General features: G+C 57.5%; 6 protein-coding genes. All 6 read right to left on the bottom strand.

The genetic code is table 11. From position 1 onward, the window contains the following. Positions 1 to 41 precede the first annotated feature (41 nt). The 6 genes from OSO_RS0121190 to OSO_RS0121165 all read right to left on the bottom strand — a co-directional run bounded on the left by OSO_RS0121190 (position 42) and on the right by OSO_RS0121165 (position 14,307). Complete coding sequence (locus OSO_RS0121190; protein ID WP_010585141.1) at positions 42 to 536, bottom strand: hypothetical protein; 495 nt, start codon at positions 534 to 536, stop codon at positions 42 to 44. A gap of 166 nt (positions 537 to 702) precedes the next feature. Beyond that, positions 703 to 1,461: a hypothetical protein gene (locus OSO_RS0121185; RefSeq protein ID WP_010585140.1), complete on the bottom strand. Its 759-nt coding sequence runs from the start codon at positions 1,459 to 1,461 to the stop codon at positions 703 to 705. Then, a complete protein-coding gene (locus OSO_RS0121180; RefSeq protein WP_010585139.1) occupies positions 1,458 to 2,129 on the bottom strand; it encodes a MotA/TolQ/ExbB proton channel family protein in 672 nt (223 codons plus the stop codon). The genes OSO_RS0121185 and OSO_RS0121180 overlap by 4 nt, the downstream gene beginning before the upstream one ends. A 99-nt stretch (positions 2,130 to 2,228) precedes the next feature. Further along, positions 2,229 to 9,734 carry an excinuclease ABC subunit UvrA gene (gene uvrA / locus OSO_RS0121175; protein WP_010585138.1) on the bottom strand — a complete coding sequence of 2,502 codons (7,506 nt, stop codon included), beginning with the start codon at positions 9,732 to 9,734 and terminating at the stop codon, positions 2,229 to 2,231. 243 nt (positions 9,735 to 9,977) lie between these two features. Next, the gene (locus OSO_RS0121170) at positions 9,978 to 10,280 is read right to left on the bottom strand and encodes a hypothetical protein (protein WP_010585137.1); all 303 of its coding nucleotides are present in this window, start codon (positions 10,278 to 10,280) and stop codon (positions 9,978 to 9,980) included. Between the two features lie 307 nt (positions 10,281 to 10,587). After that, positions 10,588 to 14,307, bottom strand: coding sequence for a M56 family metallopeptidase (locus OSO_RS0121165; RefSeq protein WP_010585136.1), 3,720 nt, complete (start codon positions 14,305 to 14,307; stop codon positions 10,588 to 10,590). Positions 14,308 to 14,454: the final 147 nt, after the last annotated feature.

Below are 14,454 nucleotides of genomic sequence, written 5' to 3'. Positions count from 1 at the left end.
CTGGTGACGACGTCCTTGAAACCGTGCGTGTATCGCGTCGTCTACTTCGAGACCGTCGAGGGCACCCAGAAGACGGCGGTGTCTGAGATGTGGGCTTCAGTCAGGGCGTCTTTCAGCTGCTCCTCCGCCGAGACACGTGCATTCATGCTTTGATAGATCCGTACACGAAAGCCATCGTCATCACCGGGGGCCTGTTTGATCAATGAGATCAGTTTGGGAAGTGTGATGGGAGTGTCCTGATTTCCCTCGCGAAGCAGGTACTGTCGATCGTCGATCATCACACGAACCGCTTTGGGGGCCGTGGCTTCGAGTACGGGAACGGCCGGTGCGTTCTCGGTCGTCGCGTCGTCCTGTGTTTTTCCCGGCTTCGAGTCTGCTGGGGCGCTGTCACCGGACTTGCCAAGTCCAAAGATACCGGCGCCACCGGTTCCGAATCCCAATTTGTCACCCAAATACGCTCCCAAAAAGATGCCTGCAATGAGTGCGCCTGCCAGGATATTGCGGGTGCGGAAGAGTCCGCTGGGACGATACGCCATGATGGGACTTTCTAGTGAAGCTTCAAACTCGTGGAACTTCGCACCCGAATGGACACCTCAATGAACTCACGATGAGCGGGCCAACCTGTTGGATGGCGATGCTCGCGAACCTCTCAGGACAAAGTGGCGGCGCCACAAGTTGTCATTCGTTCCACGAAGCGGATGTTTATTGTTTGTCGAGTTCCGGTTGCGGACGATAACCAAACACAGCGTACTCGAAATGGACAGTTCCCTGCCCGTCGGATCTCATTCGGGACGCCATGGCGGGAAGACCGCGCGTCATCGCCAGCTTGTTGACTAATCTGCAATCGCCATACCGGCAGAGCAGCAGCACGGCATTCTTGGTGGGGGGGAATTTCTTGCGCACTTGTAACGCGGCATCGACGAATTCTTCGGGCGTTTCGATGACCTTTGACTTCACGACCTGACGATCCTGCCCGATGGTGACCATCAGTTCTCCGTCCTCGTTCAAGTAGAATTCCCAGATGTCGAACTGCTTGCGCATTTCATTGAACGTCAGCAGGTGGTCAACGACTTGATCGCCGCGTGAATTGGCCAGTTGCTGAAAACGTGCTTTCAGGTCCGCGACTTCACTGGGCGACAATCCGCTATCGCTCTTACTGCGAGGCTGAATGACTTTGTTGATGGCGGCTTCTGGGATGTGGAACAGTTCGCGAATCAATTGCCCCAGCAGCACCCGTTCTGCCTGTTGCTGCTGATTGAACTGGCGTTGTTGCGTCTCCCAGCGATCGACCTGTTCACGCAACTCTTCGGATTCGTTCTCGGCGAGGATGCGTTCCTTCGTAATCCGATCGGTATCTTGTTTGGCCGTGATCTGCATTTGCATGTACTGCGCGAACATGACGATCAGCAGCAGGTCAAGCAGCGGCGTCAATTGCAGCGTCAATCGCCGGACGTGAATCATCCGTTGCCTCCCGCGGCGATCGATAACTCACGCTTGGCGCGTGCCACGGTTTCGCGAACATGGAGACGGTTTTCGGTCAGACGCCGGAACTTTGTTTCGACGATACTGTTCACAAACATCAGGATCATGGCTGAGAACAACCCCGCGAACGTCGACCAGATCGATTCGCCGAAATTGCGGACAATGTCCGACAATGTCTGTTGAGCGTTTCCTTGACCCGACTGAAGGGCCGCACCGATGGCGAGGACCGTTCCAAGGACTCCGGCCAGGGGATACGCCTCGATCATCGTCCGGCAGATTGTGTACCAGGTTTCGAACGCATGTGACTGCAGATAGCGACGTTCCTCGTCCAGGATGCGCATGCGAAGCCAGAGATTGTGACGTTCAGCAGATTTGGCGGGGTCGTCCAGAACATCTTTGATGTCGGCCAGGAACGCGTCGATCTGATCTGAAAGATTGGAACCGCGATCCAGGATGCTGCGGTATTTCAGTTCCCGTGTGAACTGATCGAAGTCGAGCGCCATGCGGCGCAGATCGCGGCGTGCCCAGGCCATCAGCCAGAAGAACACCAGCAGGTGGAATACTGCAGTGCCGACGATGACGGGTGTCGAGAGACTCGACAAGCGGTTCAGCAAAGCCGTCGACATTTCGGGCGTTAATTGCAGCATCAAAGATTTCCGACAATTGAAGCAGGCGAAGGATGTGGACGCCGTGATTCTATTGCGATTCGCACAACATTAAAGCGACTGCGGTCTCGAACGGCCGAACTAAGCTTTCACATTGGACCAAAGTTCTCGTAGAAACGTCTGGAATGCAGTTGATTTGACCTGACTGACGTTCGTAAATCGGATTCGGACGGCATCCAGGCCGACTTTGTGGGAACTGATTCCAGGGTCGGTCCCAAAACTGGCAATCTGGCCGAGTTGGACCGCGCCGGCCGGCACAAACAGGGTCAGGTCTAGTGCGGCTGGTCTTTTCGTCACCAAATTCAAAACCGGCTTTTTGTCGATCACAAAGTTGACGATGACTTTTTGTGTCCAATCGATGACTGCATTCGGCAGGATCTCTTCCAGACGCGTGACGAGTTCTTCCAGCACGGCGGGTTCCCATTCGATCGAGCCTTGCAAGAACCCTTTTCGCATCATGTGCCATTTGCGTCCGAGCTTTTTCCAGGGGGTTAAGTCCTCAAGGTTGAGTGCTTCCGAGGATGCGCGTTCGACGAATGCCTTTTGAGCGGTTTGGAAGAATCGTTCGAAAGAGGGCGTTTCGATCTCCGCCGGTTCCACGATCGAAATCGTCACGTCTTCAAAGGGGCCATTCGTCGACGGTCGAATTCGGACCCGTGGCTGACGGTTGTAGACCGGCAGATGGTCCAGATCATTGACATCCTTGAGGTTCAGGTCCGCAGACAGTTCCGCTTCTTCAAACGATTTCTTGGGCACTCGAAACTTGAATGTGACCAGCCATTCATCGCCGGAATAGGCATGCAGGAACCAGCCGATGCTCTTCTTTTTCGCCGCGATCTCAACCGTACTGCGCTCGTTCCAGTTTGTCGCACTGAATTGCTCGGATTCTTCCAAGGCGTCGACGATCCGAGACAGGATCGCGCCATTCCATCGGCGGGGGCGGCCATTGTTTGCCAGTCCGTCGACCGTATGCCATTTCCGACCGTCAACTTCCCATGGCATCTTGGCATCCGCGCCGATCTTGGACGGATCGAGATCGCCGGCCTTTTTCTTTCGGGCGGCTTCTGCATCAAACGTTTCGCGTTCGCCGACAGCGCCGGCGGCGAGAACGCCCGCGAGGATTTCGCCGGTCAGGCTACGGTGCTGATCCGTATCGGAAAGTGTGATTGACGATGTGGCGCGAGTCTTTTGCTGCGCGTGATGCTCTTTCGTCGAAGGCGAACCGTTCGAACGCGTCGCAGCCTGATGCTGAACCGCCTGCTGGACGACGTCTTCAGGAGTTCCCTCCGCAACAATCCATCCGCCTTCCGAACCGGCATGTGGACCCAGGTCGATGATCCAGTCGGCGGTCTTGATCACGTCGAGGTTGTGTTCGATCACCACGACGGTGTTTCCGGCATCGACCAGACTGTTCAGAATTTTCAGCAGTTTGCGAATATCGTCGAAATGCAGTCCAGTGGTCGGTTCGTCCAGCAGGTAGAGTGTCTTCCCGGTTTGCGGACGCGACAGTTCTGCGGCCAGTTTGACGCGTTGGGCCTCGCCGCCCGAGAGGGTCGGTGCCGGTTGTCCCAATGTCAGATAGTCGAGCCCAATCGCGGCGAGGACCGAGAGCGGTCCGCGAATCTTGGGAATGTTGTCGAACAGTTCGAGTGCCTGACCGATCGACATCGAAAGCACGTCGGCAATCGTCTTGCCTCGATAATGGACCGACAGAGTTTCCGCGTTGTATCGCTGCCCGCGACAGGTGTCGCATTCGACCCAGACATCGGGAAGGAAGTGCATCTCGATCAGTTTTTGCCCATTCCCTTCGCACGCTTCGCAGCGCCCCCCTGCTCGATTGAAGCTAAATCGAGTGGCGCTGTAGCCGCGCACTTTGGCTTCGGGCATTCGTGCATACAGGTCGCGAATATGTTCAAACACGCCGGTATAGGTGGCGGGGTTTGAGGCCGGAGTCGTGCCCAGGGGCTGCTGGTCGACGACGATCAGTTTGCTGAGATAATTCAAGCCGATCAGTTCGTCGAAGGGGCCGGGTTGTGTCGAAGCGCGATGGAGTTTGCGGGCGATCACACGGGCCAACGTGTCTTCAATCAGTGAACTCTTTCCACTGCCACTGACACCGGTCACGGCGGTCAATGTGCCGAGAGGAATTCGCAGATCGACGTTTCGCAGATTGTGCTGGCGGGCCCCTAGCAGTTCGAGCCATCCTCCGCCGGGAGGTGGCCCGTATTCCAACAGGATCGAATCGGAGGGCACAGACAGTTGAGGCGCCGAAGGTGGTGCAATCGCAATCGCCACCGTTGGAGCGGTTTCTGACTTTGACGCTTTCGATTTGCGTGTGCTCTTCGTTGTTTCCAACGGTGCCGGCTCAGTACCTTTTCGCAGCATCCGCCGCTGGGACGGAATCACAATTTCTTCGCGGGCCGAGAGGAACTTGCCCGTGAGCGAATCCTCGCTCTTTTTGATTTCACGTGGCGAGCCCTGGGCGGTGATCATTCCGCCAAACCGTCCCGCACCCGGGCCGAAGTCGTACAAGCGGTCGGCCGCTTCGAGAACCTCGCGATCATGTTCGACCATGACGACAGTATTACCGAGGTCACGAAGCTTAATCAGTGCCGCCAGCAGTCGGCTGTTGTCGCTGGGGTGCAGTCCAATCGTGGGCTCATCTAACACATAGAGGACGCCGGTAAGAGCGCGACCGATTTGCCCGGCGAGCCGAATGCGTTGAGTCTCGCCGCCCGACAATGTCGGCAAGGTACGCCCAAGCGTCAAATAGTGCAGGCCGACTTCGACGAGGAACCGCAGTCGTGATGTGGCTTCGACGAGCAAGTCGCCCGCGATCTTCTTTTGCGACGCCGTCATCTTGAGTGCGTTCAGAAACTCGAGCGCCTCACGAAGTGGCAAGTCACAAAGTTGTTTGAGCGTTTTTCCGGTCAGTTTCACGGCGCTGGCGTCTTCTCGCAGACGACTGCCGTTGCACGATGAACAAGGCACGTCACCAACCAGGCCATAGAGCTTGGCGCGGAAGTCGTACGACAGGCTGGCCGCTTGTTCGATGGCGGGGTAGAGCCCCTTGTATTGGAACCGGACAGTGGCCGCCGATTTGGATGCGGACTTTGACTTGGATTTCGTCGTTGTCTCGGAGGAATCGAGTGACAACGAGATCCAGGTCTCACCCGTGCCGTACAGCACCGCGCGTTGGTGTAGCGGATCGAGTTGCGAGAACGGGACGTCCAGCGGGATGTCGCATTCCTTGGCCATCGCACCCAGCATGCGTCCGAACAAGGGGGATTTGAGCGGATCGGGCCACGCACTGACGGCGCCTTGCGACAGGGGGCGCGTCGGATCAGAGATCAGGGCCGCCAGGTTCGTTCCCTGTTGAATCCCGATCCCTTCGCACACCGGGCACCAACCCAGCGGACTGTTGAACGAGAAGTTGTGCGGTGCCAGTTCTTCAAAGCTGCGTCCACAGCTTTCGCAGGCACGAAACAGGCTGTAGGGCAGGACCTTCCACTTTTTCTCGTCGCGCGTCTCGTCAACGATCGCCACGCGGATAAATCCCTTGCCGAGATCAAATGCCGACTCGACCGACTCGGCCAGCCGCGAACGGCCGCTCCGGTTCACGGTCACGCGGTCGACGACAATTTCGACGATGTGCTTTCGCTTGCGATCAATGTCTGGGGCATCTTCCAGCGTGTAGATGACCCCGTCGATTCGAACACGACGATAACCCTGGTCGGTCAGGCGTTCCCAGAGTTTCGAATACTGCTGGCCGACGGCGACCTCTTGCGGTGCCAGAATGAGCAGACGAACGGGTTGGTCCGCGTCCTTGGAATCACGTTGATCGGAGACTTCGCCGTCTTGCGTAAGTCGCATCAGGCGGTCGATGACGTCGTCGATCGTCTGAGACTGCACGGCGATTCCACAATCCGGGCAGTATTGCGTTCCCAGGCGGGCGAACAGAATCCGCAAATAATCGTAAATTTCGGTGACGGTTCCGACCGTCGAACGCGGGGTGCTACCCATCGTCTTTTGTTCAATCGCGATCGACGGCTGCAGTCCGTGAATATGTTCCACGCGGGGTTTTGGCATCTGCCCCAGGAACTGTCGCGCATAGGCCGACAGCGATTCGACGTAACGCCGCTGTCCTTCGGCGTAAAGCGTGTCCATGGCCAGCGAACTCTTTCCCGAACCGCTGGGCCCGCAGAAGACACTCATCTTGTCGCGCGGGATGGTGAGATCAAGTTGCTGAAGATTATGTTGTGATGCGCCGCGGACGACGATGGAGGTCTCGGCACCGACGGCCGAGTCCTTAAGAGCAACGGACGTTTGCCAGCGAGGCACCGATTCGGCGACGGTGGCGGGAGCGGGCGATCCATTCGCCGACTTCTTGGTCCCCTTCCCTTTCTTACCTGTGCGCGGTTTGGCGACGGTCGTGATCGATTCGAAGCCGGGAATCGTGCGCAGGGCGCGGCCGGTGTGTGATTCCTCGCACGCGGCGACGTCTTCGGGAGTGCCCTCGATCAGAATCCGGCCGCCGCCCGATCCACCTTCGGGTCCCAGGTCAATCACCCAGTCGGCGGTCTTGATGACGTCGAGGTTATGTTCGACGACGACGACCGTGTTTCCCGCGTCGACAAATCCGTGGAGCACACGCAGTAGATGCTCGATATCGACAAAATGCAGGCCGGTGGTTGGTTCATCCAGAATGTAAACCGTCTTGCCCGTCGAACGTTTGCTCAGTTCTTTCGCAAGTTTCACGCGCTGCGCCTCGCCGCCGGAGAGTGTCGGCGAGGGCTGGCCGAGCTTGATGTAGTCCATGCCGACATCGTGCAGCGTCTGGATCGATTTCATCAACTTGGGGTGATTTGTGAAATGCTCAAGTGCCTGCTGGATGTCCATGTTCAGGACATCGTTGATGCTTTTTCCTTTGAAATGGACTTCCAGAGTTTCTTTGTTAAACCGCTTACCCTGACAGACTGGGCAGGTCACCCAAATGTCGGCCAGGAAATCCATTTCGAGCTTGTTCGCGCCGTTTCCTTCGCACGCCTCACAGCGGCCTCCAGGGACGTTGAACGAGAAACGGCCGGGCTTGAACCCGCGCAGCTTTGATTCCGGCAATAACGTGTAGAGTTCACGAATAAGGTCGAACAGTTTCGTATAGGTCGCGGGGTTCGAACGCGGGGTGCGGCCAATCGGCGTCTGGTCGATGTCGATCGCCTTGTCGATCTGGTCCAGTCCCGAGAAGGCGCGATGGGCGCCGGGTTTGCCCGCGCCCTTGTTGACGTCGCGGTTCAGAACTTCCCAGAGGATGTCGTTGACCAGCGAGCTTTTTCCAGAACCGCTGACCCCGGTCACGCAGATGAATTTTCCCAGTGGAAAATGAACGGTGACATCACGCAGGTTGTGATGGGTCGCGCCTTGGATCTCGATCGTCTGCCCGTTTCCAGGCCGACGAATTTTGGGAATTTCGATGGCGCGACGACCGCTGAGGAACGCGCCAGTCAGGCTGCGTGCCGATCGTTTGACGTCCTCGACAGATCCCTGAGCGACGATTTCGCCCCCGCGGACCCCAGGGCCGGGGCCAAAGTCGACCATGAAGTCGGCCGCTTTCATGGTTTCATCGTCATGTTCGACCACGATGACGGTGTTACCCTGATCGCGCAGGTCTTTCAGGCTGTCCAGCAACATCACGTTGTCGCGGGGATGCAGGCCGATCGACGGCTCGTCGAGGATATAAACCACGCCCACCAATCCGCAGCCGATCTGACCTGCGAGGCGAATTCGCTGAGTTTCGCCACCCGACAACGTGGGTGCCGTGCGATCAAGTGTGAGATAATCGAGGCCGCAGCGCAACAGGAATCCGAGTCGACCACGAATCTCTTTGAGTGCTTCGGTGGCGATATGCCGCCCCGTGTCCGTCAGTTCGAGATTTCCGAAAAAGTCCCAGGCCGCAAGAGTGCTCAACGAGCAGACTTCAGGCAGTGAGAGCGCCAATGGGGCAGATGAACTTCCCGCGTCGCTGCCCGAACCGCTGTCGATCGTCGTCTGCTGGTCGACCCCTTCGGATTGCGACCGTTGCTTGGCATTCAATCCCCTGCGTTCGTCTCGCGCCGTCGCCGCGCTATGGGAAGTGATGCGATAGCTGCGGGCCTGATGGTTCAGTCTGGTTCCGGCACAACTGGCGCAGCCTGTCTCGTGCATGTACTTTTCAAGCTGCACCCGCCGCATCGGGTTCCGCGTCTTGCGATACTCGTCGAGGAGTTCGGGAATAAAGCCCGCGTAGGTGCCTCCCCGTTTCCAGACGTTGTTGCCCGAGCGGTAGGCGAAGGTGATATTGCGCGAACCGAGTCCGTATAGGAATAGCTTTTTGCCTTCGAGCGGCAGGTCTTTCCATTTGGTCTTGAAGAACGAATCCTCCGCGAGCCCCAGATCGACTTCGATGGCGCGAGCGACGCCTTTCAGGATATGTTTTCGCCATTTGCCGACGGAACTCAGTTTGCCCAGAACGACCAGAGCGCCTTTTTGAATCGTGAGCGTATCGTCGGGGACCAGACGATCCATCGCGAAGTCGTAACGAATGCCCAGCCCCTGGCAATCGGGACACATTCCTTGCGGGCTGTTGAAGCTGAACAGTTGTGGCGACGGTTGATCATAACTGATGCCACAGTGCATGCAGGCATAGTCACAGGAGTAGAGTTCATCGAGCGTGGTTGGAACGTCGTCGGGGGGGCCATCGTCGTCCGAAACAATCAGGTCGGTGGATCGTGCGGACGCGGCTTTCGAGTTTCGTTTCTTGGACGCTTTTGTCGGCTTGCCTGTTGGTTGTGTTTCGTGTGACTCATCAAGCGGAATGGGAGAGTCTGAGTTGGGTTCTCGAGCGATGACCAGTTTGCGTTCGGCGAGGTTCAATGCCGCTTCGATGGCTTCGGCGACGCGCGATCGTGGTGACTTGCCGGCGACCAGTCGATCGACGACGACATCGATCGTGTGCTTCATCTGCTTATCGAGCTGCAGGTCGTCTGTCAGTTGGACCAATTTGCCGTCGACGCGGGCCCGCAGAAAACCTCGCTTGAGTAGATCGACGAACAGGTCTTTGAATTCCCCTTTCTGGCGGGTAATAAGCGGCGCAAGGACGGAATATTTGGTCCCTTCGGGCAGTCTGAGCACGCGATCGAGAATCTGTTCTTGTGTTTGGGCGGTGATGGGGCGACCGCACTGGTAACAGGCGGGGGTGGACACGCGGGCGAACAAAACGCGAAGATAGTCGTAGATCTCGGTGATCGTGCCGACGGTGCTGCGGGGATTGCGACCGCTCGCCTTCTGCTGAATGGAGATTGAGGGGGCCAGACCTGTGATCGAATCGACATCCGGTTTCGGCATCTGCCCGAGAAACTGTCGAGCGTAGGACGACAATGATTCGACATAGCGCCGTTGTCCTTCGGCGTACAACGTGTCGAAGGCGAGCGAACTTTTGCCCGAACCGCTGACGCCCGTCATGACGATCAGTTGATTCCGAGGCAACGTTAAGCTGACGTCTTGCAGATTGTGCTCGCGCGCACCACGAATCACAATGTCAGAGGCAGGCATAGGCGGATCAACAACTAAGGCAGTGGGGATGAATCGGCGGACACGCAAGCGCGAATCTTAAGGCCGCTCACGAGTATAGGCCATCGCCCCCATCCATCAACTGTCTCGCGGCGACTTCCATCAGGTCAGAATCGATCCGTGAAGGTCGTCACCGTTCACGGGCCAGATTTGGGGGGGGGCAGCCCCATTTTCACCAGCGGCGTGTTGCTTGGTCGCGAATGTCTCCCGCGGCGTCTCGCGTTTTCAGCGATGAAATTGCGTCAATCCCCCATTGTGAACGATGACATCAAGGTCCGAAGGGCCAGAAAATTTGATCTTCATGATCCGTTTGATCGGCTTGTTCCCGATCATCTGATTTGGCAATGACTTAGGTGTGTTCATTGCTTTCGCAGTTTGATCGCCTTGATTGAGCATCTTGAGCAATATGGATTCTGCTTGTCCTTTGAAGGATGCGGATCTTGCCAGAGGAAGCTTGGGCGAACTGCGAGCAGCGACGCGAACTCTGCTCGCAGCCATTCCGGAGTTGCGGGCTTTGTCGAATGTCATAATCAAGCTCCTTTCCGACGCTGACGACGTTTATGGGCGCGTCTGTTGACCGCGTTCTCGCCATCATACGATCTCTGCGGAGCGCGTCACGGCCAATGTTCCAATCGTTTGGAAGACTCGCTGTGGTTTTATTGGGGGCCGACGGGGCGTCTTGATGGAGGTGGGCGAAGCGGTGTGAGGGAGGCACGGAGAAGCAGAGGTGCGAACGCTTCAGATTTGTGTGCCGTTTCCTCGTTTCCACGCGAGAGGTTGGAAACGAGGAAATACTCTCAGACACGGTCATCGGTGATTGATGCTGGAGTGTCGATCAGGGTTCGAGATCGAACTGTTCCTTTTTCATGAAGGACCGATTCAGTGGCCGTTCGTTGGCGCGGAGGTAGAGAACTCGTGGCGTTTTCGGGAATCGCTTTTCCAGTGTCGCTCGGGCGGTCTCGGGAAGTTTTTCTCTTAATTTGCCTGTGGTTTCGCAGGCGATCGCGGGAACGGTGACGAATCCGAACTCTTTGGCGGCTGCGATCAATTCCGCGGTTTCGTACGAACGACCGTTGTCCGAGGCAGGCAGTGAGAATTGGAAGCAGCCATCCTTATCGGTGATGGCATGGAGATCCAGTTGATCGGTGTCGCGGGAAAAAAGTCGAGTGGAACCGATGAAGATTCGCGCGTGATGAACGGGGTGCCCGTACGGGCCGATGACTTGTCCCTCGAAGTCATACGTAGGAATCGCGGGTTGTGGTGCGTCGCCCTCGATGGTTGCGCTCGCGACCGATTCGAACGTCCCGTAGAGCCCCAATTTCAAATCGCCAAGATCCAGCGGCTCGTCGGCCGTGACGACGTCCTTCGTGATTCTGGCAAAATTCCCGATGATGCCCGGACCTTCTGCGACAAGATGATAATTGCCGCCAGGGACCAGCTCACACCGGAAGCGTCCATCCCGATCCGTGATGAACGTTGTTGGTAGCCACCGTTCATTCAAGTCTTTCGATTTGCGAAACACTCGGATTGTCAAATCGGGCATTGGGCGATCCGCATGGAGCAATCGTCCCGTCACCGTCGCAAGCGGCAAGAGGCGAATCGTCGCTTCGTTGAGAGTTTCTCGCGGTTCAATCTGAATGGTCGCTCCGATGCTGCGTTCGTGGTGCTGAACGAGCAGGTCCAATATGGTTCCACGAGGCATGTGCTCGATGGTGCGGACGGCATTTCCTTTGATGGTGAGCGTTTTGTCGAGTCCGAAGAAGGTTGCACCTTCGACGAGTGATCCGGCTTCGTCGACGATTCGTAGTGTCAGGTGCAGTCCGGGATCGAGTTCGAGATTCGCTTCCACATTCGGCTGCGCCAGAGTCGGATTGATTTCGTGCAGCGATAGGGGCCAGTCGCGCGACGGACGTTTGGGGTTTGGCCAGGTCTTCAGTAGATGCTGCAAGTGTCTCTCTTCTTGACGAAGGGCTTGGAATCCGGTTCCCGGGATATAGTTCGCGCGATCCTTGTTCGCGCCAATCACGGCGGGACCGGGCAGCCCGACAAGGCGATAACGGCCGTCGAAATCAGTGAGGTATTGTTCGAGGATCAAATCTGGTGGATCATCTCCGGCAAATTCTGGCAGGGGGATCGCGAACGTGTTGTCTTCGTAGGGGAGATAATGCATGCTGACGCCCGACACAGGTTCGCGTGTCACTTTGTCGACAACGCGGCCGCTGATCCAGATTCCTTGATGCAGTTCGATCGACATTGCGGTCGACTTCCGCTCATCGAAATCGGTGACGGGAATTCGCCGAGGCAGGTAGGGACGTTCGTGATTAGGCCTCAGGCACAGCAGTGCCTCGGGTAACCTCGGAATGCCCGTCAGTCGAAAATGTCCCATTCTGTCGGAGGTGACGGTGGGAGCCAACCGGGCGCGATTCGCAATCGGATTGCCGGGAATGTGGTAGTCCACCTGGACTCCAGACAGTGGTTCACCAGTGCGTGAATCCACGATCACGCCGTCGATCGAACGACTGGGAGCGGTAGTCAGTGTGAAGTCCTGTCCATAGGTCGGGATGTGCATTCGACTTGATAGGTTGGTCTGTTCTTCCTGTTTCAAGTCCCGCGACAGGGCGACGAAATTGTGGATTGCGATGTTCTCGCCCCTTAGTGTCAGGACGACACCACGGTTCGCGCCGAGGCCGTGGAGCTCGATGCATCCATTCGCGTCGGAAGTCACTGGGGCTTGCATTCCGAGAAGGCGTGCCGGTGCGGACCGCGGGCGGCGGGGATGAATCTTGACGAAGGGAAGTTCGTAGTATTCCGCCGTGGCCCACCAGGTGACCAGTGACGTGTCGGCTGGAATGTCGTAGACCTCGTTCAGACTGAGTTGAACTCCTTTGAGTGGTCGTCCGGCTGGATCAAGAATTTGGCCACGCAGGGGGCTGTTATCGACCAGATTCAGCGTCACGTCTTGATTGGCTTCAAGGTCTGACAATTCCTTCCAGGCGACACCAAAGCCCCTGAGTGCGGCGGCGAACTGGATGGAATTCCCAGACTGGGATCGCTGATTGAGTGGAATCCGATGGTCGGTGACCGCGTCTCGACTGACCGAGATCGAGAATTGTCCCTCGGTGTTCGTCTGCGTTTCGTACAGGGTGGGAACGAAATCGGCGGGAAGGAGTGGTCGGAGCTCGGGTGAGACGCGGTGCAGCGCACGAACGGTTGCCCCGACTGCAGGCGTGCCATCGGGGGTGAGCACCGTTCCCGTCACCATGACCGTTTCTGCCGCGTCGTTTGCTTTTGGAGCCGCTGCCGCGTGTTCATTGCTCGCGTCGTCACGAGACGGTTTCTCGTTCGCCGACGCACCAAGCAAGCTGGCCAACATCGTCGCGCAGGCTGCTGCGACGATGACGAAGACGAGCGGCGTTCGCTTTGTCTGGAATGAGACGTTGCGTGCGCCGTCTAGGATTCGTTGAACGCGTCGGCCCAAACACGATTTGTAGTCTGCAATGCCGACAGCGGTCGTTGTCGTGGACCAGGATGCGGGGAAACGCTCGGCTATGGCGAGCAGTTCGCGGGCGTACGACACGCGGTCAAAGTTGTGAGCCACGACGTAATCGTCACACACTTCGTCAGCAATCTGTTCCAATCGTCGGGCAAGCCACCATGCCAACGGTTGCCAGGGAACAAGTGCGGTCAACAGGTGGCCAATCAAACTCCATCCGCAGTCTCCTCGTTTCAAATGAGCCAGTTCATGTGCCAGCACGTGGAGACCGAGCGGCTGGAGTTCTGCCGGAAGCATGATGGTCGGTCGCCAGAGTCCCGTAAGACAGGGGCTGCTGAGTGAGGCATTGATCAGAACGGGCGGTGCGGTGATCCCCATTTGAATCGCGATGGATTGGCATTCTCGCAGAATTTCAGCCGGTGCCGGGCCAGATTCGCTTCGCAGTCGCCACATCACGAGATTGGCGATCACGAGACGAGCCAGGAGCAGGCTGCTCATCAAAGACCAGATCACGATCACGATGCGATACGAAGTTCGCCACCTGGACCGATGGTCCGGGGAATCGACGCCGGGCTGCCAGGCGCGGGTTTCGATAGCGCCGAATGGCGGATCGGTCGGAGGGGATGTGGTGGGCTCGACTGGGGAATCTTGCCCGAGCATCGGGATGACAGGTGTGGGGAATTGAACGGTCGTTGTGTCGGGAAATGGGGGGGCTTCGTTAATCGTGGTGGGACCAGCTTGCTGAACGATTGTTGCGTCTTCCGGCGATGTGGGTGCGACGACGGGGCGTGGATTCGTGTTCTGATTGTGTGAGGCCAGGTCGATGCGGAATCCGGAAATCCCCGCTGAGGCGAGGAACCAGGACGCGATGGGACAAAACAGGGTGGCGAGCAGCGTGGTCCGCAGAATCGCAGATTGCAGCGCGGCACCCTGGTGACGGAGGATTCTCGCGGCGAGCAATCCAAATCCGATGACCAAACCGGTCTGCAGCAGAAGGCTGAGGCCGAGTGCCATGGTCCACTGAAGGTGCTGGTCGTACGACGAGAAAAAGAGATTCGTCATGGGCGTCACCCGGTGATGTGGTGAGAGAACTGAACGGCGGCGACTACGGATCGCGTTTTCATGTCACCAAGCTCCCGCGTTGGTAACGCCTCTTGTGATCTTGTCTTCTGTCGAGCCATGAAGTGGCCGGGGCCCCTTGCACTGGTT

The sequence above is a fragment of the Schlesneria paludicola DSM 18645 genome (assembly GCF_000255655.1).
GTDB lineage: Bacteria > Planctomycetota > Planctomycetia > Planctomycetales > Planctomycetaceae > Schlesneria > Schlesneria paludicola.
This window is presented reverse-complemented; position numbering and strand designations above follow the sequence as displayed.

Bases quoted from the DNA above. Each gene is read 5' to 3' on its own strand.
- OSO_RS0121190 (WP_010585141.1), bottom strand. From the start codon at position 536: ATGGCGTATCGTCCCAGCGGACTCTTCCGCACCCGCAATATCCTGGCA.
- OSO_RS0121185 (WP_010585140.1), bottom strand. From the start codon at position 1,461: ATGATTCACGTCCGGCGATTGACGCTGCAATTGACGCCGCTGCTTGAC.
- OSO_RS0121180 (WP_010585139.1), bottom strand. From the start codon at position 2,129: ATGCTGCAATTAACGCCCGAAATGTCGACGGCTTTGCTGAACCGCTTG.
- uvrA (WP_010585138.1), bottom strand. From the start codon at position 9,734: ATGCCTGCCTCTGACATTGTGATTCGTGGTGCGCGCGAGCACAATCTG.
- OSO_RS0121170 (WP_010585137.1), bottom strand. From the start codon at position 10,280: ATGACATTCGACAAAGCCCGCAACTCCGGAATGGCTGCGAGCAGAGTT.
- OSO_RS0121165 (WP_010585136.1), bottom strand. From the start codon at position 14,307: ATGACGAATCTCTTTTTCTCGTCGTACGACCAGCACCTTCAGTGGACC.